The 25,764-nt window shown below is 73.2% G+C and carries 25 protein-coding genes and 1 pseudogene; 11 read left to right on the top strand and 15 right to left on the bottom strand.

Annotated features, from left to right (window positions below; genetic code table 11):
• Positions 1–30: 30 nt before the first annotated feature.
• A complete protein-coding gene (locus ACZ6C1_RS24060; RefSeq protein WP_469243033.1) occupies positions 31–948 on the bottom strand; it encodes an NADP-dependent oxidoreductase in 918 nt (305 codons plus the stop codon).
• 140 nt (positions 949–1,088) lie between these two features.
• Here ACZ6C1_RS24060 and ACZ6C1_RS24055 point away from each other — a divergent pair, with 140 nt between their 5' ends.
• Both ACZ6C1_RS24055 and ACZ6C1_RS24050 read left to right on the top strand, forming a co-directional pair.
• The gene (locus ACZ6C1_RS24055) at positions 1,089–2,360 is read left to right on the top strand and encodes a LuxR C-terminal-related transcriptional regulator (RefSeq protein ID WP_469243035.1); all 1,272 of its coding nucleotides are present in this window, start codon (positions 1,089–1,091) and stop codon (positions 2,358–2,360) included.
• 46 nt (positions 2,361–2,406) lie between these two features.
• Positions 2,407–4,095, top strand: coding sequence for a bifunctional 3'-5' exonuclease/DNA polymerase (locus ACZ6C1_RS24050; RefSeq protein ID WP_469243037.1), 1,689 nt, complete (start codon positions 2,407–2,409; stop codon positions 4,093–4,095).
• A 27-nt stretch (positions 4,096–4,122) separates the two neighbouring features.
• Here ACZ6C1_RS24050 and ACZ6C1_RS24045 read toward each other — a convergent pair whose 3' ends face one another.
• The 4 genes from ACZ6C1_RS24045 to ACZ6C1_RS24030 all read right to left on the bottom strand — a co-directional run bounded on the left by ACZ6C1_RS24045 (position 4,123) and on the right by ACZ6C1_RS24030 (position 7,071).
• Positions 4,123–5,358, bottom strand: a complete 1,236-nt coding sequence (locus ACZ6C1_RS24045) for a hypothetical protein (RefSeq protein ID WP_469243039.1) — start codon at positions 5,356–5,358, stop codon at positions 4,123–4,125.
• Between the two features lie 68 nt (positions 5,359–5,426).
• On the bottom strand, positions 5,427–5,939 hold the full coding sequence (locus ACZ6C1_RS24040; RefSeq protein ID WP_469243041.1) for a SigE family RNA polymerase sigma factor: 513 nt from the start codon (positions 5,937–5,939) through the stop codon (positions 5,427–5,429).
• A 189-nt stretch (positions 5,940–6,128) separates the two neighbouring features.
• Positions 6,129–6,521 (bottom strand): rodlin, encoded by a 393-nt coding sequence (locus tag ACZ6C1_RS24035; RefSeq protein WP_469243043.1) that lies wholly within the window; start codon positions 6,519–6,521, stop codon positions 6,129–6,131.
• Positions 6,522–6,678: 157 nt separating this feature from the next.
• Entirely contained in the window at positions 6,679–7,071 is a 393-nt protein-coding gene (locus ACZ6C1_RS24030; protein WP_469243045.1) for a rodlin, read from the bottom strand.
• Positions 7,072–7,261: 190 nt separating this feature from the next.
• Between ACZ6C1_RS24030 and ACZ6C1_RS24025 the strand changes: the two genes are divergently transcribed.
• The 4 genes from ACZ6C1_RS24025 to ACZ6C1_RS24010 all read left to right on the top strand — a co-directional run bounded on the left by ACZ6C1_RS24025 (position 7,262) and on the right by ACZ6C1_RS24010 (position 11,512).
• Complete coding sequence (locus ACZ6C1_RS24025) at positions 7,262–7,642, top strand: DUF6479 family protein (RefSeq protein ID WP_469243047.1); 381 nt, start codon at positions 7,262–7,264, stop codon at positions 7,640–7,642.
• Between the two features lie 75 nt (positions 7,643–7,717).
• Positions 7,718–9,070, top strand: a complete 1,353-nt coding sequence (locus ACZ6C1_RS24020) for a cytochrome P450 (protein ID WP_469243049.1) — start codon at positions 7,718–7,720, stop codon at positions 9,068–9,070.
• A gap of 453 nt (positions 9,071–9,523) precedes the next feature.
• Positions 9,524–9,757: a chaplin gene (locus tag ACZ6C1_RS24015; protein WP_469243051.1), complete on the top strand. Its 234-nt coding sequence runs from the start codon at positions 9,524–9,526 to the stop codon at positions 9,755–9,757.
• 402 nt (positions 9,758–10,159) lie between these two features.
• Positions 10,160–11,512: a glycoside hydrolase family 26 protein gene (locus ACZ6C1_RS24010; protein WP_469243195.1), complete on the top strand. Its 1,353-nt coding sequence runs from the start codon at positions 10,160–10,162 to the stop codon at positions 11,510–11,512.
• Here the strand turns inward: ACZ6C1_RS24010 and ACZ6C1_RS24005 are convergent.
• The 8 genes and pseudogenes from ACZ6C1_RS24005 to ACZ6C1_RS23970 form a co-directional block, all read right to left on the bottom strand.
• Entirely contained in the window at positions 11,502–12,599 is a 1,098-nt protein-coding gene (locus ACZ6C1_RS24005) for a GNAT family N-acetyltransferase (RefSeq protein WP_469243053.1), read from the bottom strand. The two genes, ACZ6C1_RS24010 and ACZ6C1_RS24005, sit on opposite strands and share 11 nt — an antisense overlap.
• The gene (locus tag ACZ6C1_RS24000; RefSeq protein WP_469243055.1) at positions 12,596–13,252 is read right to left on the bottom strand and encodes a YveK family protein; all 657 of its coding nucleotides are present in this window, start codon (positions 13,250–13,252) and stop codon (positions 12,596–12,598) included. The genes ACZ6C1_RS24005 and ACZ6C1_RS24000 overlap by 4 nt, the downstream gene beginning before the upstream one ends.
• A complete protein-coding gene (locus ACZ6C1_RS23995; RefSeq protein ID WP_469243196.1) occupies positions 13,249–14,370 on the bottom strand; it encodes a glycosyltransferase in 1,122 nt (373 codons plus the stop codon). Before ACZ6C1_RS23995 ends, ACZ6C1_RS24000 begins: the two co-directional genes overlap by 4 nt.
• A gap of 5 nt (positions 14,371–14,375) precedes the next feature.
• Positions 14,376–15,104: a polysaccharide deacetylase family protein gene (locus ACZ6C1_RS23990; protein ID WP_469243057.1), complete on the bottom strand. Its 729-nt coding sequence runs from the start codon at positions 15,102–15,104 to the stop codon at positions 14,376–14,378.
• Positions 15,101–16,720: a lipid II flippase MurJ gene (locus ACZ6C1_RS23985; protein WP_469243059.1), complete on the bottom strand. Its 1,620-nt coding sequence runs from the start codon at positions 16,718–16,720 to the stop codon at positions 15,101–15,103. The genes ACZ6C1_RS23990 and ACZ6C1_RS23985 overlap by 4 nt, the downstream gene beginning before the upstream one ends.
• 292 nt (positions 16,721–17,012) lie before the next feature.
• Positions 17,013–18,275: pseudogene (locus ACZ6C1_RS23980) on the bottom strand (O-antigen ligase family protein); the annotation flags it as partial.
• Positions 18,275–19,675, bottom strand: a complete 1,401-nt coding sequence (locus tag ACZ6C1_RS23975; protein ID WP_469243060.1) for an exopolysaccharide biosynthesis polyprenyl glycosylphosphotransferase — start codon at positions 19,673–19,675, stop codon at positions 18,275–18,277. The pseudogene ACZ6C1_RS23980 and the gene ACZ6C1_RS23975, both read right to left, overlap by 1 nt.
• On the bottom strand, positions 19,672–20,808 hold the full coding sequence (locus tag ACZ6C1_RS23970; protein WP_469243061.1) for a glycosyltransferase: 1,137 nt from the start codon (positions 20,806–20,808) through the stop codon (positions 19,672–19,674). The genes ACZ6C1_RS23975 and ACZ6C1_RS23970 overlap by 4 nt, the downstream gene beginning before the upstream one ends.
• Before the next feature lie 452 nt (positions 20,809–21,260).
• Between ACZ6C1_RS23970 and ACZ6C1_RS23965 the strand changes: the two genes are divergently transcribed.
• The 5 genes from ACZ6C1_RS23965 (at position 21,261) to ACZ6C1_RS23945 (ending at position 24,253) form a co-directional block, all read left to right on the top strand.
• Positions 21,261–21,494 (top strand): chaplin, encoded by a 234-nt coding sequence (locus ACZ6C1_RS23965; RefSeq protein WP_469243063.1) that lies wholly within the window; start codon positions 21,261–21,263, stop codon positions 21,492–21,494.
• 283 nt (positions 21,495–21,777) lie between these two features.
• On the top strand, positions 21,778–22,509 hold the full coding sequence (locus ACZ6C1_RS23960) for a hypothetical protein (protein ID WP_469243065.1): 732 nt from the start codon (positions 21,778–21,780) through the stop codon (positions 22,507–22,509).
• Positions 22,510–22,784: 275 nt separating this feature from the next.
• Positions 22,785–23,063, top strand: a complete 279-nt coding sequence (locus ACZ6C1_RS23955; protein ID WP_469243066.1) for a hypothetical protein — start codon at positions 22,785–22,787, stop codon at positions 23,061–23,063.
• 225 nt (positions 23,064–23,288) lie between these two features.
• Positions 23,289–23,813: a hypothetical protein gene (locus tag ACZ6C1_RS23950; RefSeq protein WP_469243067.1), complete on the top strand. Its 525-nt coding sequence runs from the start codon at positions 23,289–23,291 to the stop codon at positions 23,811–23,813.
• 164 nt (positions 23,814–23,977) lie between these two features.
• A complete protein-coding gene (locus ACZ6C1_RS23945) occupies positions 23,978–24,253 on the top strand; it encodes a chaplin (RefSeq protein ID WP_469243068.1) in 276 nt (91 codons plus the stop codon).
• Positions 24,254–24,326: 73 nt separating this feature from the next.
• On the opposite strand, the gene ACZ6C1_RS23940 is transcribed toward ACZ6C1_RS23945, so the two are convergent.
• Positions 24,327–25,193 carry a tyrosinase family protein gene (locus ACZ6C1_RS23940; RefSeq protein WP_469243069.1) on the bottom strand — a complete coding sequence of 289 codons (867 nt, stop codon included), beginning with the start codon at positions 25,191–25,193 and terminating at the stop codon, positions 24,327–24,329.
• Positions 25,177–25,572, bottom strand: a complete 396-nt coding sequence (locus ACZ6C1_RS23935; protein WP_469243070.1) for a tyrosinase family oxidase copper chaperone — start codon at positions 25,570–25,572, stop codon at positions 25,177–25,179. The genes ACZ6C1_RS23940 and ACZ6C1_RS23935 overlap by 17 nt, the downstream gene beginning before the upstream one ends.
• Between the last annotated feature and the right edge of the window lie 192 nt (positions 25,573–25,764).

The following is a 25,764-nucleotide window of genomic DNA, read 5'->3' as shown; positions in this document are numbered from 1 at the left end:
GGGACGGCGGCCCCTGGGCGGGCCGGAGGATCACACCCGGATCACCAGCTTGCCCCGCACATGGCCGCCCTCGCTCAGCTCCTGCGCCTTCGCCGCGTCGGCCAGGGCGAACGTCTCGGCGACCGGCACCCGCAGCCCGCCCTCGACGGCGAGACGGCCGTGCTCGGCAAGACCCGCCCGGACCACGTCCGACGGGGTGCCGCCCCCGGAGAAGGGGATGCCGTACGCGTCGGCGTCCGTGGCCGCGATGGTGACGATCCGGTCCGTCGTACCGCCCCGCAGCTCGATCGACACGGGCAGCGTGTCATGCCCGGCGGCGTCGAAGACCGCGTCGACAGCCCCGTCGGGCGCCACCGCCCGGACCCGGTCGCCGAGGCCCTCCCCGTACGCCACGGGGATCGCGCCCAGCGCCCGCAGGAAGTCGTGGTTGGCCGGGGAGGCCGTGCCGATGACCGTCGCGCCGAGCGCCACGGCCAGCTGGACGGCGACCTGACCGACCGCGCCCGCCGCACCGTGCAGCAGCAGGGTCTCGCCGCTCCGCAGCCCCAGGAGGCCCAGGACACGCTGCGCGGTCTCCCCGGCCACGGGCAGGGTGACCGCGTCGTCGAAGGAGAGACCGGCCGGCTTGTGGACGATGTCCCCGGCGATCGCGTACTCGGCGTACGCGCCGGTCCGCGTCCATCCGAACACCTCGTCGCCGACGGCGAATCCGGTCGCTCCCTCGCCGAGCGCGTCCACGACCCCGGCGAACTCCAGGCCCGGCACGGCGGGGAACGTCGTCGGATAGAACTGCTCGACCCAGCCGTAACGGCGCTTGTGGTCGAGCGGGTTGACCCCGACCGTCACCACCTTCACACGCACCTCGCCCGGCCCGGGCTCGGGCTTGGGAATCTCACCGAACTCCAGGACCTCCGGGCCGCCGAACCGGTCGTAAGTGATCGCCTTCATGTCGTGCTCCCCCTCGTGGTGGTCTCGCTGACGAGCTCAACCCTCCACCGGAGACCCACCCAACCCGGCCGGTCCAACGGACAGTTGCACCTGTCCGAAAGGACAGTGCCACCCGGACCGGGCCTGTCTAGCCTGGGCGCATGGACCTGATGGACCCGACCGGCCCCGGCGCCGTCCCCGCCCTCAACGCCGCCCACGACGTGATCAGCCAGCCGCTCGGCCGGATCCTGCCCCGGCTGTCGTCCGTCCTGTCCGGGACGGTCCCGCACCGCGCGGTGGCCGAACTGTCCACCCACTGCGCGCACTCACCCTTCAAGACGTACGGGGACGAGGCCCTCACCGCCCGGCTCACCACCGCCGATCTGGCCCCACTGCTCGCCTCGGGAGTCGCGGGCAGGCCCTGGCAGGGCACCCTGGCGGTGGCGGGGGCCGACCACCCGGTGCTCGCCGTCCGCAGCGACGCGACACCGCGCGGCGCCGTGCTGCTCCTGATCCGCGACGAGGGCACCGCTCTCGACGCTGCCGTCCTCGCCCTCGTACAGGCGCTGTGGGACCTGGTCACCAGCCACTTCGAGCGGCTGTCCGCCGAGGCCGTGCCGGGCGCGCTGGCCCGCTCCCGCACCGCCGCCGACACCCGTGCCCGGGTCATCGCCGAGCTGGGCGAGGCGCACTCGGCCGCGCTGACCGGACTGCTGGGCGTCCTGCGCAGCCGGCACCTGGACGACGCGGCCGCCCGCGCCACCGCCACCGACCTGGCCGTGTCCGCGCTGGTGGAGCTGAGGGCCCAGGCGGAGCGGGACCAGCGGATCGCGGAGGAACCCGCCGACCAGGCGTTCGCCCGGCTGGCCGACTCGCTGCGCCCCCTCGTCCGCTACAGCCCGGTCCGCCTGGAGCTGGGCGCACCGGGCTCCACCAAGCCGCTGGCCGCCGACGTGGCGCACACCGCCCGCGCGGTCGTCCGCGCCGTACTGATGAAGGTGCTGGAGCAGGAGCCGGTGGGGCGCGTCCACATCGGCTGGCAGGTCTCCGAGGACGCCCTGCGCGCGACGGTACGGGACGACGGGCCCGGGACCCTGTCGCACTGCACGCTGGGTCCGGGCCGGGTCGCCGAACGGCTCGACGTCCTCGACGGCCGCCTCGACGTCGACGCCGTACCGGGCTGGGGCACCACCGTCACGGCGACGATCCCGCTGCGCACCGCCCAGGATCCCGCGCCGCACCCCCTCACCGCGCTGGGCGAGCGGGAACTGGAGGTGCTGACGCACCTGGCGCTCGGTCACCGCAACCGGGTGATCGCCGAGGAGCTGCACATCAGCGAGTCGACGGTGAAGTTCCACGTGGCGAACATCCTGACCAAGCTGGGCGTCGGGTCGCGCGGCGAGGCGGCCGCGCTCTTCCACGCGGCGGCGTAGCCGCGGCCGCGGCCGATTGTCAGTGCCGGGTGCCAGACTCGCATGCGTGAGCGAGCGCTGGGTGGTGGACGGCACGGAGGGCGGCGGAGCGCGGCTCGTCCCCCTCGGCGGGGACGGCCTGCCCGCCGGCCCGGTGCTGACCGAGCCCGACCTGGTGGAGGCGGTGCGGTCACGGCCGGAGGTCGGCCGGTGGGTGTGGCGGTCCACCGGCTCGGTCTACCCCCGGCTCCTGGCGGCCGGTGTCCGGGTCGAGCGGTGTTACGACATCGAGGGCGCCGAGCAGTTGCTGCTCGGGCACGAGGGGCGCCTGGGTGAGCCCCGTTCGGCGGCGGCGGCCTGGGCGCGGCTGCACGACCGTCCCGTACCGCCCGATCCGCCGCTCAGGGCGGCCGAGCCGGGCGCCCAGTCGTCACTCTTCGAGCCCGTGCCCTCGACGGACCTCCCCTTCGAGGCCCTCCTGGAGGTGTACGCGGACCAGCAGCGAAGACACGCTGCCGCCGAGCACCCGGGGAGGATGCGGCTGCTGACGGCGGCCGAGTCCGCCGGGATGCTGGTGGCCGCCGAGATGCACCGGGCCGGGCTGCCGTGGCGGGCGGACGTCCACCGGGCGGTGCTGCACGAGCTGCTGGGCGAGCGGTACGCGGGCGGGGGCGAGCCGCGCCGGCTGGCGGAGCTGACGGACGAGGTGTCGGCGGCCTTCGGGCGGCGCGTCCGCCCCGACCTGCCGGCGGACGTGGTGAAGGCGTTCGCCCAGGCGGGGATCAAGGTGCGTTCGACGCGCCGATGGGAGCTCGCGGAGATCGACCACCCGGCGGTCGAGCCGCTGATCACGTACAAGAAGCTGTACCGGATCTGGACGGCGCACGGCTGGAGCTGGCTCCAGGACTGGGTGCGGGACGGCCGTTTCCGGCCGGAGTACCTCCCGGGCGGCACGGTCAGCGGGCGCTGGACGACCAATGGCGGCGGCGCCCTGCAGATCCCGAAGGTCATACGGCAGGCGGTCGTCGCGGACGACGGCTGGCGGCTCGTCGTCGCGGACGCGGACCAGATGGAGCCCCGCGTGCTGGCGGCGATCTCCCGGGACCCGGGGCTGATGGAGGTCGCGGGCCACGGGGACGACCTGTACACACGCCTGTCCGACCGGGCGTTCTCCGGCGACCGGAACCACGCGAAGCTCGCGCTGCTGGGCGCGATCTACGGGCAGACCAGCGGGGACGGTCTGAAGAACCTGGCGGCTCTGCGTCGGCGGTTCCCCCGGGCGGTGGCCTATGTGGACGACGCGGCGAAGGCGGGCGAGGAGGGGCGGCTGGTGCGCACCTGGCTGGGCCGGACGAGCCCGCGCGCGGCGGGCGCTGCGGAGGCCGACGAGGCGGGCATCCCGCAGGAGGGGGTGGAAGAGCCGCTGCCGGACGGGGAGTTCACCCCGGGGTACGCGTCGGTGAACGCCCGCGCGCGGGGCCGGTTCACCCGGAACTTCGTGGTGCAGGGCAGCGCCGCAGACTGGGCGCTGCTGATGCTGGCCGCGCTGCGGCAGGCGCTGGCGGGCATGCGGGCGGAGCTGGTCTTCTTCCAGCACGACGAGGTGATCGTGCACTGCCCCGCCGGCGAGGCCCCGACGGTCGCCGAGGCGATCCGTGCGGCCGGTGACACGGCCGGACGGATCGCCTTCGGGGACACCCCGGTGCGGTTCCCGTTCACGACGGCGACGGTGGAGCGGTACTCCGACGCGAAGTGACGCCGTGCCCCGGGTGGACGCCGTGCCCTACTTGAGCGTCAGCCAGGAGTCGTCGACCGCCACCGCCTTGAGCTGCTCCAGGGAGGCGGGCGGCGTCGTCCGGTTGGCGTCCTTGTGCGGGTACTCCGCGTTGTACGAGCTGATGGTGACGCGCAGACCGTTCGGCCGCAGCGCGTCGACCCGCCACTCGGTGACGCCCTTGCCCTTGGCGGGCCGCTCCGAGGTGGCGATCTTCGTGCCGTCCGGCAGTGTCTCGCTCCACTGCGGCTCCCCGCCGCCCGGGGCGCCCTTCGGGGTGAGGGTGGCCCGGAGGTGGCTCTTGGTCTTGTTCTTGACGTCGTACGCGATGATGTAGCCGGTCGCGCCGTCGCCCCCGCCGCCGCGCGGCGAGAGGCCCTTGGGCGAGAGCCGCTGCAGCCGCTCCATGACGTCCAGGCTCCCCGAGATGTGCACCTCGCGGCTGAAGAGGTCCGGGTTGGGGATGCCGTACTTGGTCATCGCCGAGTTCAGCATCCCTACCAGGTGGGACGTCTGCATCCGGGAGAAGGGCGTGTTCGTACGGGTGGCCCTGCCCTCCTTCGGCAGACCGTTGAAGGTGGTCAGCTCGACGAGGTAGCCCTCCTCGGACAGGCTCGTCGTGCGTGACTTGCGCAGGCCCTTGTCCTCGCTCAGGACGGTGGCGTAGCCCCCGCCCCACGACTCGCCGTGACAGCTGATCGCGGGCGGGGTGAGCTTCTTGGGGCAGACGATCAGCTTGCGGTTGGCCGGGTCCTTGCGGTCGGCCCGCTTGATGGACACCTCGACGAGAGCCTGGCCGAATCCGTCGTCGTACACCAGGGACGCGTTCGCCGCCTGGTTCGGGTCGCCGAAGTTGCTGGTGCCGCGCTGCTGGGTCAGCTTCGCCTTGGGCAGTACCCGTTCCAGGATCTGGATCATCTGGTCGGCGCTGACACGGATGTGCTGGTCGGGGTCGTTCGTCCCGGGGTTCGGCCTGCCGGTGAGTGTGACGTCCGGGGTCGGGGACCGGCCGCTGTCGGCGGCGAGTTCCCGGCTCTCCTGGGCGGAGGATGCTCCGAGCAGCCAGCCCCCGTAGACCGCCGAACCGGTCAGCGCCATCACGGCGGCCGCACCGACGGCGGCGTGGCGGCGCAACACCCGGGCACGCCCCCGGCGCAGTCCGCCTTCCACGAGCGCGCGGTGGTCCGTGGTGAAGGTGTCGCCGGTGCGGTGCATCGCCTCGGAGACGTCGTCCTCAAAGGGCATGGGGAACCACCGTTCGTGGGTCGTATGACGTGCGTGGGTCGCAGGGTCGGGGGGGGGAGCGCCGCCGCTCAGTGCGCGGGGACGAGTTCGGCGAGGCTGCCGCCGAGTTGCTCACGGAGCCGGGCGAGCGCCCGGCTGGAGCGGGTGCGTACGGCGGCGGCGCTGACGTTCATGGCGGCGGCGGTTTCCTCGACGCTGCGGTCCTCCCAGTACCGCAGCACCACCACCGCCCGGTCCTTGGGCGCCAGCCGTGCCAGCGCGTCGAGCAGTGCCACCCGCAGCGCCGGATCGTCGCCCCGCCCCGTAGCAGTCTCGGGAACTTCGGCCAGCGGCCGCTCGCCCGCGGAGCGCCGGCGCGCTTGGGTGAGGTAGGCGCGGACGAGGACGGTCTGGGCGTACGCCGCGGGGCTGTCGATCCGCGCCATCCGGCCCCACAGCGCGTACATCCGCCCCAGCGTCTCCTGGACCAGGTCCTCGGCGAGGTAGGTGTCTCCACTGGTCAGCAGGCAGGCAGAGCGGAAAAGATGCCCGGTGCGGCCCGCCGCGAACTCCATGAACTCGTCCGCTCGGGACCTTCTCATGCCCTCCCCTTCACCCACTGCCGTCGTCCTTCACCCCATTGACGCGGCAGCCCCGGGCAAATGTTTCACATGAATTCCTCCCGCCCCCCGCGCTCGCGGCCCGCAGGCCCACGCACAAGGGCGGGCCCCGCATCCGTGGTGTCGGATGCGGGGCCCGCCCAAGCGTGGCTACGCGTGCGGGGAGGTGTGTCAGTCCTGGACCGCGAGGGCCCCGTTCTCGGAGATGACGTTCTCCAGGATGTGCGACAGGGCGCTGTCACCCTTGACCGCCGTGGAGTTCTCGGCGCACTGCTGGTTCTGCGTGTCGTTGAGGATGTCCTGAACACCGATGTTGAGCAGGCCCACGACGTTCTGGACGTCCGCCTCCACCGGCAGACCGATGCAGGGCTTGTTCAGCGTGCCCTGGATCAGCCCGATCTGCGGGCTCATGTAGCCACCGGTCGTGGTGTTGCCGTAAATCTGCTTGGAGAAGTTGCCGTTCTGCGTGTCGACCCCGCGGTCGCCCACGGCTGCGGCCATCGGCGCGGACGCGCCGAGCACGGCCGCAGCGACGCCGGCGGTAGCCAGAACCTTCTTGATCATGGTTCATCCCATTCGTCGAGAGACCCGGTGCTCGGGTCGTGCCAGCGCCCGGCGTCGGGCGCGTGGGAGGTGGGCGTCAGCCCGTTGTGCGTGGCGAAGGCCACGCGGATCCGTCCCGCACGGCTGTGACGACCGTGCGGGACGGTGACCTCGCGCGTCACTTCTGGACGGCGACGGCCCCGTTCTCGGAGAGGACGTTCTCCAGGAGGTGCGACAGGGCGCTGTCGCCCTTGACCGCCGTGGAGTTCTCGACGCACTGCTGGTTCTGCGTGTCGTTGAGGATGTCCTGAACACCGATGTTGACCAGGCCCACGACGTTCTGGATGTCAGCCTGGACGGGCAGACCGATGCAGGGCTTGTTCAGCGAGCCCTGGATCAGCCCGATCTGCGGGCTCATGTACCCACCGGTCGTGGTGTTGCCGTACGACTGGGTGGCGAAGTTGCCGTTCTGCGTGTCGATTCCGCGGTCGCCCACGGCGGCGGCCATCGGCGCGGACGCGCCAAGGACGGCCGCGGCGACGCCGGCGGTGGCCAGAACCTTCTTGATCATGGTCCATCCTTCTCGTCGAGAGACCCTGTGCTCGGGGTCGCCCTGATCAACAGCAGGCCACCGTTTAAGTTGCGCCAGGTCACCCGAAGAGATCAATCACCTAAAACCGGATGAATCACTGAGATGACGATGGGCTTGTTCACGCCCACGGAGATGTCTGATCGCCGCACGACCGGGGTACACGCCCCATATGGACTCTCTCACGACATTCACCACGGAATTCGCCGCTAAGGACCATGTCGTCGGTATTGGTCCGCTGGTCGCGGGGATCCTCCTCGTCGGCTTCCTGATCGGCGCGTTCTGGCTGGGGCGGCGCATCCGGAACCGGGAGCCCGCTCCCCCCACGCCGGACCAGCAGCCGCACCGGCCTTTGGACGCCGGGATCCCCGGCGAGGCCGAGGGCCACCGCCGGCCCGCCGAGCTGGACGAGCGCGAGGACCGGGTGATGCCGTACGAGCTGAGGCACCAGAACACCGACCCGGACTCCTCGCCGCGCAGCGAGAAGGACGCCAAGTGGGGCGGCGCGCCCAGTGGCGGCTTCGGCAGCGGCGGGCCGACCACGGGCGGCTGATCCGCCCCGGCCGATGCCCCGCCGACCGCTCCCACCTGCCGTTTCGCGCGCCGGACGCCTGGGCACCCGGGGGCCATGACCAGTACGGACACGGCCACGCACACCCCCGCCCGGGCGTCCGCCCGTGACACGGCACGGCTGGTCGCCCACGTCGTCGCACCGACGCTCGCGGCCGGCGTCATCGTCCGCCGCCGCGCCGGGATGGCCCTCGCCGAGCGGTACGCCGTCGACCGGCGCGCCACCGGGCTCCTCACCGAATTGCGCGGCGCCTACGGCCCCGGCCCGCTCCGGGTCGACGTGGCCGGGCGGCACTTCGCCGTCGTCCTCCGGCCCGGCGACGCCGCCCGCGTCCTGAACGGCACGCCGGACCCGTACTCCCCCTCCACCCGTGAGAAGCGCGCCGCACTGGAGCAGTTCCAGCCGCACGGCGTGCTGATCACGCACGGCGCGGAACGCGACACGCGGCGCGCGTTCAACGAGGCCGTGCTGGAGTACGGCCACCAGATGCACAGCATGGCCCCCCGGATGGTGCGGACCGTACGCGAGGAGGCCGGCAAGCTCCTGGGCGCGACGACCGCGGGCGACGGCGAGATCGACTGGCCGGCCTTCCGCACCGCCTGGGACCGCACCACGCGCCGCCTCGTGCTCGGTGACACCGGGCGCGACGACACGGGCCTGACCGCGATGCTCGGCAGGCTGCGCTCCACCGCCGACTGGGCGGGCGCCGCCCCGCGCCGCACCGGTCTGCGCGACCGCTTCGAGCGGCGCCTGCGCGGTCACCTCGACCGCGCCGAGCCCGGGAGCCTCGCCGCCGCCCTCGCGGCCGCCCCCGCCGGGTCCGGCACCGACCCGGCCGGGCAGGTGCCGCACTGGCTGTTCGCCTTCGACGCGGCGGGCATCGCGGCCTTCCGGACCCTGGCCCTGCTGTCCACGCACACCACGCAGGAGACGCAGATACGCAACGAACTGGCCGTCACCGACCTCACCGAGCCGCGCCTCCTGCCGTACACCCGCGCCAGCGTGCTGGAGTCGGTACGCCTGTGGCCCACCGCCCCGTTCCTGCTGCGGGAGTCGGTGCGCCCGACCGACTGGGGCGACGACGCGCTGCCCGCCGGGACGGAGTTCCTGATCTACGCGCCCCTGTTCCACCGCGACGAGTCGCTGCCGTACTCCGACCGGTTCACACCGGAGATCTGGCTGGACGGCACGGCACAGGACACCGAGGCGCTGATGCCGTTCAGCGCGGGCCCCGGCGAGTGCCCCGGGCAGGACCTGGTGCTGCTGGTCACGTCGACCATGCTGGCGGCGCTCCTCGAACGGCACACGTACCTGCCGGAACGCCCCGGCCGGCTGCGGCCCGACCGGCCGCTGCCACGCACCCTCGACCACTTCGGGCTGCGGTTCGCCGCCCTCCCCCGGCGGCCATGAACCCTGAATCGTGAGGATACGAGCACGGGCTGTGACATGATGCGAGAGCCTCTCCAAGGCTGCTGTGAACGGAAAGGTTCGGCATGGCTCCTCGCGCCGGTAAATGGCAGCGTGTGCCCCTCATCCCACAGAGCAGGCAAGCGACGGAGGCCGACACGGTCCCCGTCTATTCGTCGTTGATGCGCGAATGGAGAGCGCTGGGCCGGGCCGTCCCGGGACTGCCGGACCACGAATGGGAGGTCCTGGTGACCCGCCCCGTGTGGCCCAGTCGTTGAGCCATCTGCCTCCGGCCGGTGCTCGGCGGTTCGAGTGAATCGGTGCGGAATGCAGCCTCAATGGTGTCTTTCCGCTTTCGCATTCGTTGTGATTTTCGCAGTGGAAGCCGGGCCTCATCGGGCTCGCCCGTCACGAAATCCGTGGCAAGACTTCCTCCTGTGGAAAGGACCCGAAACTATGAAGTGCAAGAAGGCTGCGGTAGCCGTCGCCGGTGTGGTCATGGCGCTGGGTGCGGCCGCGCCTGCTGTCGCCGACGCTGACGCCAACGGTGCCGCCGTGGGCTCCCCGGGCGTCCTGTCCGGCAACGTCGTCCAGGTTCCGGTGCACGTGCCGATCAACATCTGCGGCAACACCGTCAACATCGTCGCGCTGCTGAACCCGGCCTTCGGGAACGTCTGCATCAACAAGTGACGCAGCATCAGGCCTCGGCCGCGTAACAGCCGGTCCCGGAGCGCTCCGGGACCGGCTTTTCTGTGCCCGGATGCCCCCGAGCGGGCGATGAAATCCCCCAACGGCCTACTGGGGGACGGGACCGCGATCCCGATCGGCCCATTAACAATACTTTTGCTCCGAGTGGCTGGCGAAATCCTGACGCCTGGCGAAGGAGCGGACATGGGTCACCGGAGAGCGAAGACGAAAGGCGCACGGCTGGGGGTGCTCACCGCCGGTCTGCTCAGCCTGCTGATGGCGGGCTCCGCCGTGTCGGCCCCGCCCGGCCATGCCGCCGTGCCGGCCTCTGCCCCGGTCGCCGGACCGCGGCAGGGGCCGGGCCCGGGCGGCGACGGGGACGCGGACGCGGACGCGGACGGGAGGGTGGCGGACGCGGGGACGAAGACGGACGCGGGAGCGAGGACGGAACCCGAGGCGGCCGGGGACGCGGCGGGGACAGGGCCGGGGGCCGACGCAGGGACGGGGCCGGGGCCGGAGACGGACGCGGGGACGGGGCCGGGTACGGCGGCAGGGACGGAGCGCGGGCCGGGGCCCGGCGTGGAACCCGGCCCCAAGGACGGACCCGCACCGGAGCAGGGCACGGGCGCCGGGGACGCGGACGGGGCGCAGCCCGGGGCGGGGGCACGGGAGGCGGCGGAGGAGGAAGCCCGGACGGCGATGGGGGCCTACCTGGATTACGGTCCGCGGGGCATCCACCGCATGGCGGGGCTGCGCAAGTGGCTGGGCGGCACCGAGCTGCGGGTGGGGCACACCTACCTCCCGGGCGATGTGTGGACCAACATCGAGGGGCGCCCCGGGTTCCTGGAGCACTGGGCACAGTGGCGGCAGGCCCGGAAGGACCGGCTGTTCGTCCTCAACGTGCCCATGCTGGAGCGCAACGAGAGCCACCTCCCCGACCCCGTCGTACGCCAGTTGCTGCGGCTCGGCGCGGACGGGCGGTTCGACCGGCACTTCCGGGCCCTGGCGGAACGTCTCGTACGGGTCGGCGTGCCGGACACCGTCGTCGTCCTCGGCTGGGAGATGAACGGCATCACCTACTCGCACCGCTGCGGTCCCGACCCGGAGGCCTGGAAGACGTACTGGAAGCGCATCGTCACCACCATGCGCGAGGTGCCGGGGCAGCGGTTCCGGTTCGACTTCGCGCCCAACCGCGGGCGGGACGCCGTTCCGTGGACCGCCTGTTACCCCGGTGACGACGTCGTCGACATCATCGGGATGGACTCGTACGACCAGCCTTCGGGCCTGACCTTCGACGAGCAGGTGAACGAGCCCTACGGGCTGCGGGAGCACGTGCGGTTCGCCGCCGAGCACGGCAAGCCCATCTCGTATCCGGAGTGGGGGCTGTTCCGCAACGGCGACAACCCGGAGTACATGCGGCGCATGCTGGACTGGATCGAGAAGAACAAGCCGCTCTACCACACGATCACGGACTACTGCCCGCACGGCGTCTGGCAGTGCGACGAGAATCCGAAGTCGTCCGAGGTGTTCCGCACGAAGCTGTCCGGGAAGGGCGACCCCACCGAACCGGCCCCGGAGCCGACCCCGGATCCCAATCCGGAGCCCACTCCGGAACCCGAGCCGCAGCCCGAGCCCGAGCCCGAGCCGCAGCCGGAGCGGCCCGCCTGTACGCCGCTGGACCTCGGTGAGTGGGTCGAGAAGTGGCTGGGCCGCAAGCTGTGCGTCCGGTTCGAATGGCGCCGTCACCTCACGGCATGAGCCGCCGCACCCAGGTACGGTCGCGCAACCGGTCCGCCGCCCAGCGGCGGCCGGCCGCGCAGCCGGCCAGGAGCAGCAGCGGTGCCGCCGTCCGTCGCCGGGCCAGCAACAGCCTCTGGTTGACGACCGGTTCGGGACGCCAGTGGCTCTTGTAGGGCTCCCGGCCGCGCAGCAGGCTCAGTTTGACGCGGCCACTGGCGCTGCTCTCCCGGGCGCCGTTGCGCAACAGCAGGGTGGCGACGTCCACCTTGCTGCTGCGCAGCACCGGGTCCGCCCCGTAGAGGTAGCCGCCGGAAAGCAGCGGTGACATCAGCGTGAGGTCCGCGGCGACCACGTCTCCGGCCATGCGGAACTCCGTCACCATCGCGTCCCCCGACTCCACCATCGACCGCACCGCCCGCTGGAGGTGCTCCGCGAACCGGGGCCGGAGGTGCTCCGGCGTCACTCCCCGGTCCGCCCACTGGCGTTGGTGCAGGTCCAGGAGTCGCCGGAGCGCGCCCGGCACCTCGGCGGGCGGGACGACGTGCTCCTCGATGCCCAGCTTGTCGAGCCTCCGCAGCTTGGACCGGGCGCGCTGGGCGCGGGACGACGGCAGCCGGCCGACCAGCTCGTCGATGGACGCGGCGGGCAGCTCCATGCAGACCGAGTCGGGCAGGCGGTGGCGCGGACCGCGCCAGTTCGCGTAGACCCGCTGGGCGGCGGCTTCCGCCCGTACCTCCCGGAGGTCGATCACGGCGGTACGGGCCAGTCGGCCGAGGGCCCCGGTCAGCGCCGGTACCGCCTCCTCGGCGCGCGTGTCGTCGACGAGCACGTCGGAGAAGTCGGTGATCGCCCCGCCCAGGTGCGTCAGTACGGGCAGCGGTCCGCGCACCAGCCGCAGCGGCGCCGCGGCGAGGAGCTGCCCGTCCCGGCGTACGAGGACCACGCGCAGACAGCCGGGGGTGCCGTACGACACCCACCAGGAGTGCAGCCAGGAGTGCGACTGGAACGGGGTGGCGCCGGCGCACCGCCGGTACAGGTCCGTCCACTCCGGCCCCAGCCGGCCGAACTCCTCGCCGTCCCGGCAGACGGTGACCTCCCACGTCATACGAGCGCCTCCTGCTGTGCCACCGGCCCCGGCACGGACCTGTACCCGGCCCGCTCCCCGCGCCGGGGGTACCGGGGCCGCACGAGCAGGGCCAGGGCACCGAGCAGTCCGCCCGCGCAGCCGCCGACGAGCGCGGACAGCGACGCCGACGGGGAGACGGGACTGGTGGGTGTGGCGGCCCGGGTGAACTGGAGGACCTTCACCCCGGTGCTGCCCTCGGTGTGGGAGCCCTTCTGCACCAGGGCCCTGGCCACGCTGTCGGCCATGCCCGCCGCGACCGCGGCCTCCGGCGCCCTCGCGGTGATGGCGATCATCGGGGCGTCCGGCGAGGTCACGGCCTGCACGCTCGTGCGCAGGGTCTCCACCGGCACACCGGCGGCGACCTGGGCGTCGCCGACGACCGCGATGTCGGTCGCGACCCGCCCGTACGCCTGCGCCAGGCCCATCGCCCCGGCCGGGTCGGACTTCGCGGACGGTACGACGATGACGTAACTGGTCGCCGCGTACTCGGGGGTCTTCAGCAGCCCGTAGAAGCCGCCGACCAGGAGGCCCAGCAGCGCGGCGCCCGGGACGAGCCACCGTCGGCGGGTGCGCTTGAGGCGGGTGAGCCAGCCGATCGCACGGCGTACGGCAAGGGACTGGGTCGTGGTCATCGACAACTCGCTCCGTCGTAAAGGTCGTCGTAAAGGCCGTCGTGGAGGTCGTGGTAGAGCGACATCAACTGCCGGGCGCTGCGGGCGATGTCGTAGCGGTGCACGGCGGCGGGCACGGGCAGCCGTTCCCGGGTGACCGACCGCAGCTCGGCGGCCACGTCCGCGACCGCCCCGCCGATCCGGCGGGCCCCCGGCGCCTCCTCGGGCGGCAGGTCGTCGAGCGCGGGGCAGGCCACGTACCGCACGGGCAGCCCGGCGGCCAGCGCCTCGACGATCGCGAGCCCGAACGCCTCGTCGGCGGACGTGGACACGAACACGTCCATGGCGGACAGCAGTTCCGGCAGGCCACGGTCGACCGCGCCCGCCCACACGACCCGGTCCGCCGCCCCGCATTCCCGGGCGACCCGCTCCAGCGGCTGCCGCTGCTCGCCCTCCCCCACCAGCAGCAGCCGGGCGTCGGCGGGCAGCGCCGCGACCGCCCGGATCAGCGTGTCGAACCGCTTGCCGGGCGCGAGCCGCCCCACCCCGCCGACGACGTACGCGTCGGGCGCCAGGCCCAGCCGTCGCCGCGCCGCCCCCCGGGCGGCCGGGTCGAAGGCGAAGCGCCGCACGTCGACGCCGTTGGGCACGACCCGGATGCGCCCCGGGTGCACCCCCCACGCGGCCAGGCGCCGGGCCACCGTGTCGGAGACGGCGACCGTCGACGTACCGAGCCGCTCGCCGGCCAGGTACAGGGCCCGCGCCCCGGGGCTCAGCCGCCGGCCCTCGATCTGCGCGGCGCCCAGCGAGTGCTCGGTCGCGACGACCGTCCGTACGCCGGCCAGCCGGGCGGCGAGCCGGCCGTACAGGCAGGCCCGGTACAGGTGCGTGTGGACGACGTCATAGGCGCCCTGCCGGATCAGCCGGGTCAGCCGGGGCAGGGCGGACAGGTCGCGGTTGCCGCGCATGCCCAGGTGGGCGACCGGCACCCCGTCGGCGCGGAGGGCCCGGGCGACCGGGCCGGGGTTGGTGAGGGTGACGACGCTGCTGCGGACCCGGTCCATGTGCGGGATGAGCAGGCGCAGTTGCTGTTCGGCGCCGCCGATGCCGAGGCCGGTGATGACGTGCAGGACGTTCAGTGCCTTCATGACACGGGTACCGGGGCGCGCCGCACCCCGTGCAGCCGGCGCTTGGCGTGCAGCCGCCAGGCGGTGTCGCGCTGCCCGATGTGCACCCGGGGCACGGCGAACACGCTGTTCAGGGCGCACGGGTCGATGGCTGCCGCGTACGCGTACCCCGCCTCCCGCACGGCGCGCACCGCGCGCTCGTCGACGTGGCCGTACGGGTAGCAGAAGCCGTCCGGGGCGGTTCCCGTGAGGGTGCGGAGCAGTTCCCGGCTGTCTGCCGTCTCCTCACGCAGCACGTGCTCGGGGGCGGCGGACAGGGAGACGTGGAGCAGGCCGTGCGAGGCGACCTCCATGCCGGCGGCGGCGCAGCGGCGGACGCCGTCCTCGGTGAGCAGGGGCTTGCGCGGGCCGAGCGCGTCCCAGCCGTTGTCGCCGCCGAGCCGGCCGGGGAGGACGAAGACGGTGGCCGTGCACTCGTGGCGGCGAAGGACCGGGACGGCGTTGTCGAGGAAGTCGGCGTACCCGTCGTCGAAGGTGAGGCCGACCAGCCCGCGGGTGTCTCCGTGGCGTGCCGCGTACAGCAGGAGTTGCCGCAGGCCGACTCCGCGCAGGCCGTGGTCGCGCAGCCAGCGCAATTGCTTGTCGAGGCGGGAGGGGGAGACGGTCACGTGGTACGGGTCGTCGTCCGTGGTGTCGTCGATGGAGTGGTACATCGCCACCCACAGGGGGATTCTCGGCTGGTTCATGAGCGGGCCTTCGTGAGCCGACGGAACGGGTGCGCGGAGCGGATCAGGGAGGGGACCACCGGGGCGCGCAGCACCCAGGCGGTGGCGGTGAAGGCGGCCGGGACGGCGGCACAGGCCAGGGCGACCGCCAGGAGCGGTGGGCCGGCCGCGCACCACCACCCGGCGGCGGTGGCGACGGCCGCCGCGGCCGTGAGCCGGGCGAGCCCCGCGGCGAGGCCGCGGGCGTCGAGGGGGACACTCTGCCTGCGGACACCGAGAAGGAGGAGGGCGGCGGTGAGGGTGATGCCGAGCGCGTTGGCCGCGGCGATGCCTTCGGCGCCCCACGCCCCGGCCCAGGCGTGACCTGCGGCGGCGGTCACGGTGATGCCGCCGAGCATGGCGGCGGCCGGGTACCACAGGGGGCGCGAGGCGGAGAAGTAGCAGCGGACGAGGGCGCCGACGAGGGTGTGGCCGAGCAGTCCGAGGGCATACACCCGCATGACGGCCGCCGTGGCGGCGGTGTCGGCGCCGTCGAACGCGCCCCGCTGGAACAGCAGGTGGACGATCTGCGGTGCGGCGGCGATGACGGTCGCGGCGCCGACGAGGACGATCACGCCCGCGAGCAGCAGGTCCCGCTCGGTCCGTCGCCGCGCGGTCGCCGTGTCACCGGCCGCGAGCGCCCGCGCGACGACCGGGAAGCTGACCGTGCAGAGCATCAGCGAGAGGACCATCGGCAGTTGGGCGACCTTCTGCGCGTAGTTGAGGTGCGAGATCGCCCCGGCGGGCAGGGGCGCGGCGAGGAACCGCTCGACCAGGACCTGCGACTGGCGGCTCAGCGCGAACACGATCACCGGCGCGAGCGCGGCCAGGAGGAGGCGGGGCGCCGTCCCGCCCCGCGCGGGGGCCGAGCCGGGGGTACGCAGTTGCCGCCACAGGACCGGCGCCTGCACCAGCACCATGAGCACACCGCCCACCGCCACTCCGGCCGCCGCCGCGCGTACGCCCCACGCGCCGGGGTCGAGGAGGACGACCGCCGTGATGATGCCGGTGTTGTACGCGACGTAGATCGCGGCGGGTGCGAGGAACCGGCCGTGGGCGCGGAGTGCCGCGCTGCAGTACCCGGCGAGCGCGAAGGTGAGCAGGCAGGTGGCGGTCAACCGGGTGCAGTCGACGGCGAGTTGGCGCTCGGGCAGTCCGGGCGCGAGCAGGGCGACCACCTGGGGCGCGGCCAGCACGAGCAGCCCGGTCGCCGCGCTCGTGGCGACGACCGTCCTGGGGAGGGTTCCCCTGACGAGGGCGTGTACGGGATCGGGGCCGCCGGTCCGGTCGGTCCGGCCGGAGAGGGCGGCGGCGAAGGCGGGCACGAGGACGAGGGCCATGCCGTCCTCGATGAGCAGCGTGGCCGCGAATTCCGGGACGGTCCAGGCGACGAGGAAGGCGTCCGTGCCGGTACCCGCGCCGAACGTGCGGGCGAGCAGCTGGTCCCGGACCAGCCCCAGCAGGGCGCCCACCGCCGTCAGGGCGGCCGTGAGCGCGGCCGCCCGGGCGAGGAGCCGGCCGGACGGCGCCCATACCGGTCCGCCACCCTCCGGCGCGGGCCGCGCGGCCACCACGACACGCCGCGGACGGTCAGCCATGCGGCACCCCCGCGTCGCGAGCACCCGACGGAACGGCGGTACGCGCCGGAGCGGCGGTGCCCGGCGGGGCGGCGGTGTGCGGCGGGGCGGCGGTGTGCGGCGGGGTGGCGGTGACCCGTGGGGCAGCGGTGCGCGACGGGGCGGCGGCCTGCGGTCGGGTCGCGGTGGCCGGGCCGGGAACGGTGGGCGGTACGGGGCCGGTGCCCGGGGCCGTGGCGGGGGGCGCCCAGGGGGCCGGGGGGCGAGGGTGCGGGGGCGGGTCGCCCCGGAGGCCGGACGGGTACGCGGTCGCCGCCGGCCGGGGCGGGGCGAAGGACCACCACGCCGCCAGGCCCAGCACCAGGGCCGTGAGGACCGTCGCGGGGCCGCCGATGTCCGCGTACGCGAAGTCGACGAGCTGCCAGACCAGCAGGCCCACCGCGACCAGGGCGCACTCCAGGCCGTCCCCACGGGTGTCCGCCAGGCGCCGTAGCGCGCACGCCAGCAGGGCGAGCCAGCTGCCCGCGACCGTCAGCAGGCCCAGCAGCCCCTGCTCGCCGAGGACCAGCAGGTACATGTTGTGCGGCGACAGCAGGGGCTGCCGCTTGAAGCCGCTGCCCGCGCCCGCCGTGTCGCTGCCCGACGACAGGGCCAGCGAGGCGTGGCTGTCCCGGTAGTGGGGGAAGCCCTTGAGCCCGACGCCCGTGAGCGGTTCGGTGCGCCACATCCCGGCCGCCGCGGCCCACATGGTGTACCGGTCGGTGACCGACCGGTCCGGGGCTGCCGTGACCTGCGAGATGCTCGCCACCCGTTCCTGGACCGCTTGCGAACCGACGCCCAGCCCGGCCACCAGGACCACGCCCAGGGCGCCCGCCGCCAGGCCCACCCGCACGGCCCGCCGCACCCCGCACAGAGCGAGGAGCAGCGCGCACGCGGCCACCGTCGCGATCCACGCGCCCCGGCTGAACGACACGACCAGCGGCACGACGAGCAACCCGCCGCAGGCCAGGGCCCACGCCCTGGCCCGCCGCCCCGGCGACCCGAGCGCGATCCCGGCGGCCGCGACGATCCCGTACGCGACGGCCGTCGCCATGCCCATCACGTCCGTCGCCCCGAACGTCCCGACGGCCCGGACGTCCTCCCCCATGTACGAGGCGCCCGTGCCGGTCAGGTGCTGCACCACCCCCACCGACCCCTGCACCAGTGCGAGGCCGATCACCGACCAGGCGACCACGGCGAAGTCCCGCCGGTCGCGTACCAGCAGCACCACGGCCGCCGGTACGAGGACGAAGACCTGGAGGTAGCGGGCGACGCCCGGCAGGCTCGCCGCCGGGTCGTGGGACGCGACGGCCGCGCCGCAGATGCCGAGCACGGGCAGGCCCAGTACGACGGCCGCCGTCCGCGACAGCGGCCGTGCCCGGTCCCGGACCACCCGTACCGCGCAGAAGACGACCAGCACGGCGGACGCGGCGTCCGCCACCGTGCCGGTGCCGGAGGAGCCGCGCGGCGGCGGGACGGCGAGCAGCGCGACGACGGCGAGCAACGGCACCAGCGGTGCCCACTTGCGTACCGGCATCAGCTGCCCGCCGGGCGGATCAGCGAGGCCGCCGTACGCAGCAGGATGCACACGTCCTGCCAGAGCGACCAGTGGTCGATGTAGTGGTTGTCGAAGCGGCACCGGTCCTCGATGGAGGTGTCGCCGCGCAGCCCGTGCACCTGCGCGAGCCCGGTCAGCCCGACGGGCATCCGGTGGCGGGCCGCGTAACCGGGGTGGACGCGGCTGAACCTGTCGACGAAGTAGGGGCGTTCGGGGCGCGGGCCGACCAGGCTCATGTCGCCGCGGAGCACGTTCCAGAGCTGTGGCAGCTCGTCGAGCGAGGTACGCCGCAGGAACGTTCCGACGACGCTCATCCGCTCGTCGTGGGCGACGCTCCAGCGGGTCGCGGCCTCCTCGTCGTCGGCGGGCCGCAGCGTACGGAACTTCAGCAGGGTGAACAGCCGGCCGTCCTGGCCGACGCGCTCCTGACGGAAGATCACGCCGGGGCCGTCCGACAGCCGGATCGCCGCCGCACACAGCAGCAGGAGCGGCGAGAGGGCGGCGAGCATGAGCCCGGCGACCGTGACGTCGAGGATCCGTTTGGGCAGCCGGCCCCGGTGCGCGGGCGGCGCCTCCAGGCGCCGGCAGGCGTGGCCCCACAGGTGCTGGCCCATCGGCATGCCGCCCCCGGTGCCGCCGACCAGCCAGCCGGCGCAGCCGTAGTGGCGCAGCAGCGCCACGAGGTCGGGCTGCTCGCCTCCGGCGAACACCGCGTCGCGCACGGTGTTCTGGATGACGGCCCGGTGGATCTCCTCGGGGGTCGTCAGCACCGGCAGTGACGATTCGGCCGGGGCCGGTGGGCGGTGGGTGGTGACGATGCCGACCGGGCGCATGCCGTACTCGGGGTGCCTGGCGAGGGTCTCGGCCAGCCGCTGCGCGGCGGTGGCGGAGCCGATGACGAGCGCGGAGCGCGGGTGCGCGCGGGACGCGGCACGGCGCCGGTGGTGCAGGACGGCACGGCACCCGCACACGAGGCCCAGGTGGACGGCGTACGCGGCGGCCAGCGCTGCCGGGCCGATGGCGCGCTGCGCGGACTGCGCGGCGAGCAGCGCGGCGGCGGCGCACCACGCGACGGCCGCCCTCCCGGCGAGGGTGGGCAGCTCGTCGAGTACCGAGGCGACGGCGCCGGGCCGGTAGAGGCCGGCGTACCCGTTGAGCGCGGCCAGGCACGCGGTGAGCTGCATCAGCAGGGCGGCGCTGCGCTGCTCGGGGTCGAGCACCAGCGCGGCGAACAGGACGGCGACGCAGTCTGCGGCGACCAGGGAGGAGACGAAGGCCGGCGCGGGCACCGGGCGGCGTGGTGGCAGGGCGACCCGGTCCGCCGCACCTCGGGGCGGGACGACCGTGGTGGTGGCCGGGCTGGTGCTTTCCGTGGTCACTGGGAGATCGGCTCCCTGAGCTCGTGGCGTGGCGTGGCGGTCACCTCGCGGTACACGTCCGCGATGGCCGCGCCGGCACGCCGCACGTCGAAGTGCCGCAGCACGTGCTGCTGGGCCTGGCGGCCCAGGGCCTCCCGGAGGACGGGCCGCTGGAGGAGGCGGGCGAGTGCGGCACCGAGGGCGGCCGGGTCGTCGGGGCGGACCAGGCAGTACGTCTCGTGGCCCGGCGGCAGGCTCTCCCGGGCGCCGTCCACGTCGGTGAGGAGGACGGTCCGGCCGCCCGCCATGGCCTCCAGCGGCGCGAGGGCCATGCCCTCCCAGCGCGACGGCTGGACGACCAGGTCGGCGGCCCGGTACCAGGGCGCGGGGTCGGGGACGGCACCGGCGAAGGTGACCGAGTGTCCGGCGGTGGTCAGCCGGGCGGCGCTGCGCAGCGCCCCGGCAGCGGGGCCGTCGCCGACGAGGACGAGCCGGGCGTGCGGTACGCGGTCGAGGGCGGCGGGCCATGCCTCCAGGAGCGTGTCCTGGCCCTTCTGCCGGCACAGCCGCCCCACGCACACCACGAGCGGTGCCGAGGCGGGCAGCCCGAGCGCGGCGCGGGCGTCGGCCCGGCCCGGTCCGGCGCGGAACCGCTGGGCGTCCACACCGTTGTGGACGACCGTCCAGGGCGCCCGGACCCCCGCGTGTTCGCCGCGCCGCCGTTCCGCCTCGCTGACGCAGATGACCCGGTCGGTCCAGCGGGCGGCCCAGCGCTCCCACCCCCTGGCGAGGGCACCGGTCACCCCGTCGACCGCCTCGAACGACCAGGCGTGCGGCTGGTACACGGTGGGCACCCGGCCGCGTACGGCGATCCGGGCGGCAAGCCCGGCCTTCGCACTGTGCGCGTGCACCAGGTCGGGGCGTACGTGATTCACCAGCGCGGCGATCCGGCGGCTTTCGGCGACCAGCCGCGGCCCCGGCTCGCGGCCCGCCGGCCACGGGTGCACGTCCGCCCCGCACGCGTCGACCGCGAGAGCCAGCGGCGTGCCGGGCGGGCAGGCGACGGCGACCCGCATTCCCAGGTCCAGCTGCGCGCCGACCACGTCGACGACCACGCGGGCCACCCCGCCGTCACCCGGCTGGACAACATGCAATGCGGTGAATGGGGGACGCACGCGTGACCCTTTCTACGAAGCTTTCTGGGAAGCGGGCGGCAGTGAGGGTTCCGGCGGATTCGACGGGACTGGCGGGGTCGGCGGGACATGCGCTTTCCGGTGCGCGGGCGAATGTCAGCGGCGCGTGTTATTCGGGCGCGCCCGCACTGCAAGAACCTCTGAATTCCCCATACTGGTTCTCCGCTTTGACGAGTGAGGACCGCGTCCAGCGAGATGTACGTTATAACTCAGCAAACACGACCAGAAGCATGCGAAACACCGCCGGAGCAACTTCCCGATTTTCACGCCGCGTTGGCGGGGCGGCGTGTCGCGCGCGGGCTTCCGGCGGGCGCGTCACCCATTCGGTCGCGCAACCGGCGAAATTCTGGGGCGTTGTTGGTGTAGCCGGCCACGTCGGCCGCTGTGCCTCATCGACCTAGGAGTTCGTCACCATGTCCCGTATCGCGAAGGCAGCCGTCCTGACCTCCGCCGTCGCCGCGTCCGTCGTCGGTGCCACCGGCGTCGCGCACGCCGACGCGGATGCCGCGGCCGTGAAGTCCCCCGGTGTCATTTCCGGCAACGTGGTCCAGGTGCCGATCCACATCCCGATCAACCTGTGCGGCAACACCATCGACATCATCGGTGCGCTGAACCCGACCTTCGGCAACGTCTGCATCAACGACTGACGCACGCGGCGCTTCGCGCGCACGACAGCCGGGCGTGACGACAGTGCGCCATCCCTCCGGGGATGGCGCACTTCTGCGTGAGCGCGAAAGGGACGGGCGGGCCACTCCATCGGCGGCGCGTCACCATGATCAGGTGACGGAGCGTCGGGCACTCTTCCCGGCAGGTCAGGCGGCCCGATTCACCCATCGGGCCCATGCGCATTTGTCACGCATGCGTTTGCGGGTCGCAATGAGCGGACTCACGGTGATGTCACGTTCCGACGCATCACTGGAAGGACAAGGCATGCGTCTCCTGACACCCCGCCGCGTGGCGGTCACCGCACTCTGTGCCGCGCTCACACTCGGTACGGCGGGACCCGCACTCGCCCACTCCACCTCCCACGCCGCCGAGCAGGGGGCCAAGGCGCCGGAGGACATCGGCGACATCCTCGGCTCGATCGGCGACGTGCTCGACTCCGTGCTCGGCACCGTAGCGGGCACGAGCAGCACCCAGACACTCCCCGCTGGTGAGACGAACCAGCAGATGAAGGACCTCACGGCCGCCATCGAGGCCTTGAAGAAGGCGGCGGCCGAATCCAAGACCAACACCTCCGGCACGACCGGGACCACCGGCACGACCGGTACGACGGGCACGACCGGGACCACCGGCACCGCCGGCACCGGGACGGCGGCCGACGACACCCCCCTGGACCCCATGGACTCCGTGAACTCCCTGGACTCCATCAACTCCGCGGGCTCCATGGACGCCATGGAATCCCTGGACACCGCGGACGCGGACATGGACAAGGCCCTGGCCGCCATGGACAAGGCCATCGACGACCTGGTCGCCTCCGCGGTCAAGGGTCAGGCGGTCACCTCGGCGTCCCAGGTGCAGGCCGCGACCAAGACCCTGATGGACATCATCATGCGGGACGTCACCAAGATGACCGGCACACCGGCGACGGGCGTGAGCACGCTCCCCGCGACCACGCTCCCGGCCACCTCCCAGCCGGCGCCGGTGACCGCCGAGCGCTAGGCCCCGCGCCCCATCGCGTCCCACGCACCGACGGCCGTGCCGCCTCAGTCCCCCCGCTGAGCCGACACGGCCGTCGGCCTTGCTCCTCATACCGATCGGAGAATAGGACGAGTTCGTATCGTTCGGGTGCAGTGCCGAGAATTCCGGGCTCGCGGAGTTTCCCCCACGCGGAGGTCTCGTTACAGAAGGCAGAGCACTGCACAGGTGGCTCCAAGTGGCCTGTGGAGCGCGCGAGTTGCAGCGAACAGACGCCATTCCAGGAAGGACTCACTCCAATGAAGCCCACCAAGGTTGCTGCGGTCGTCGCCGGTTCCGTGATGGCTCTGGGCGCGGCCGCGCCGGCCTTCGCCGTCGACAGCCTCACCCCGTCCAGCCTCAACGGAGGAGTCGAAGCCCTGGGCAAGCGCGGTCTGACCGAGGCGGTTCCGACCGACGCGGTCGGCAAAGTGACCGACGGCAAGGCCGTCGACAAGGTGCAGGGCGCCGCCGGTGGACTGGAGCCCGCGAAGGACACCGCGCAGCCCCTCCTGGGCGGGCTGCCGCTGGGCAAGTAACACGCCCACAAAAAACCCGGCAACGGCCGGGAATGCACTACGCGTACGCGACGCTGCCGGGGCCGACGGGAAACAATGACGTTTCCGTCGGCCTTTCGGCGTGCTCGGCCGTCAACACCGGGGCTTCGACATTGCTGCAACCAGGCGAATTCTGACGCGTTTTTCGGCGCGTGCTCGTTCTTTTGGGCAACACCGTACTCACAGCCCCGGAAGGCGTACGCAGCAATGAACCGGAAATATCAGGCCGGCATGGGGATCGTCGTCAGCTGCCTCGCGTCGGCGGCGATGGCGTCACCCGCCGAGGCGGCCGCCGCCGTCCCCGTCGCACCGGTGGACGTACCGCTGCACGGACTCGGCACCGTACTCCCCACCGAGACGCCGACGCTGCGTACCGGCGTTCCCATCCCGCTCCCGGGCGCGCCCATGGGGCTCACCGGGCACGGGGAGGGCAAGGTGCAGCCGCTGATGCTGCCGCAGCTCCCGGTCACGGCGGGCGTCCCGGAGACGCTGGTCAGCGCCCCGCTGCCGGACGTCGTCGAGGGTGAGCCGTCGGGCCGGGCCCTGGTCGCGGCCCCCGCCTCCGAGGTGCAGGCGACCACCCCGGGCGCGATCCTGGGCTCCCCCGTCACCCTGCCGCGCGCCGAGTCGCTCGGCCTGCCGGGCGTCGAACTGCCGCAGGCCGGTTTCCTGGCACCGACCGTCACCGGAGCGCTCGACTCGTCGCTGGGCCTGGCACAGCCGAAGAACTGACCGCACCCTCGCCCTTCCCCCCGCTCCCCGCGTCCGAATGAGGGAACCCTGTGCCGCGACCGGCTGTTGGAGTGGCGCGGCCGTTACCCGGCCTGACGAGCGGCGTTGTAGGGGAGTGACGACCGCAGGTCCGCGGTCCGATTTCCACGTACAAGGAGATTTTGATGTCTCGCATCGCGAAGGCTGCCGCCGTCATCGTCGGCACGGGCGCTGTCGCCCTCAGCGGAACCGGCCTGGCCGTCGCCGACGCACGGTCCGACGCCGCTGCCGTCGAGTCCCCCGGTGTCATCTCCGGCAACGCGGTCCAGGTCCCGATCCACATCCCGATCAACCTGTGCGGCAACACCATCGACATCATCGGTCTGCTGAACCCCGCGTTCGGCAACCAGTGCGCGAACGTCGACGGCCACAAGAAGGACCACAAGGGCTACGGCCACTGAACCACCGCGCGTACCCCCGCGTCCGGCCCCCCGGCTCACCGCCGGGGGGCCGTTCCGCTTGCCGGGCGCGCCGTTACGCGTAGCGGTAGACGCGGTGGTGGTCGGCTACGTCGGCGGGGGTGACCTCGAACGGCGGCATCGGCTCGTCCCGGGCGACGACCCGCCGGTACTGGGCGGAGCCCGGCGGGGGCGGGGTGGCGGGCAGGTAGGCGGCCCGGGGGTTCTTCCGCTGCCAGCGCGACCAGATCAGGTCGATGAAGGAGTGGTGCAGCCAGAAGACCGGGTCGTTGACCGACGCGCCGCCGAGCATCAGGCCGCCGACCCATCGGTGGACACGGTTGTGGTTGCGCCAGCGGCCGTTGCCGCTCGCACGGGTCCACCCTTCGAGGGCGTTGCGGAAGCCGGTTCGGCTGGTGGAGTCCCAAGGGGCGGAGTCGTAGACGCTTTCCGCGGTCGCGCGGGCGAGCTCCCGCTCGGTCGGCAGGCCGATGGGGTTGGCCGGGTTGCCGAAGTCACGGGTGAGGAAGGGACTTTCGGTCACGCCGACCGTGATCGGCCAGTCCCCCCTGGCGTACGCGAAGGGCCCGGTCATCACCTGGTGGTCGCCGCGCCGGCCGTTGCCGCCCATGAAGTCCTCGCCCCACAGGGACGCGGCCGGGGTGTTGTCTCGGGTCCAGTCCCAGTAGGGGACGGTCACCGTCGGGTCGACGCGCCTGAGGGCACGCTCGAAGTCCAGCAGGTACTGGCGGTGCCACGGCAGGAAGGACGGCGCCATGTGCGCGACCCGCAGGTCGTCCTCGCCGTCCGCGTTGTAGTACTCGATGTGTGTACGGACGAAGTCGTCGTACCGGCCGCTCCTTTTGAGTGCCAGTACCGCGCTGACGAACTTCTTCCGCTCGGCGGAGGTCAGGTCGCGCTGGTTCTTACGGACGTACACCATGGTGTCCTCCTGGGGCCAGTCGGGCGGAGCCCAGCTCGTCCACGGCGGCGCGCGCGGCGGCGAGAGGTGTCGGGTACGACTGGTAGTGGTCGACGGGCGTGAGATAGCCGCCGTCGGCGCACCGCATCAGGTGCAGCGGTCTCCCGTCGATCCGTACGTCGTACCGCGCCCCTGCCACCGGGGGGACGACCCGGATGTGCCGGCCCTTGTACATCTCGTCGGCCCCGTCGGCGTTCTTGTCTCCCGCGCCTTCGGGGCGCGTGGTGGCGACATGGGCGAGCGCGCCGCCGGTGAACGCGGAGACGGTCAGCGTGAACAGCGCCCGCAATACGGCGCGCCGGCGCGGGAGGAGACGGGACAACGACTGTGCGACGCTCATCGATCGGGCTCCCCTGGTCGTCGTGGCTCCCCCGGGCAAACGATCCTGCTCGCGAACCGTTCCGGAGGGTGTGTCCGGGGTGTGTCCGGAGGGTGTGCCCGGGAGGGGTGTATCCGTTGGTGTTCCGGACGGTGTAACCGCATTCCATTACCCGGCCAGGTGAATCACCGCCCGGGCATATCGGCTGAACGG

It is taken from the genome of Streptomyces sp. NPDC041796 (assembly GCF_055590785.1).
Note: the sequence above shows the minus strand (reverse complement) of the source record. Positions and strands in the feature narration are given on the sequence as shown.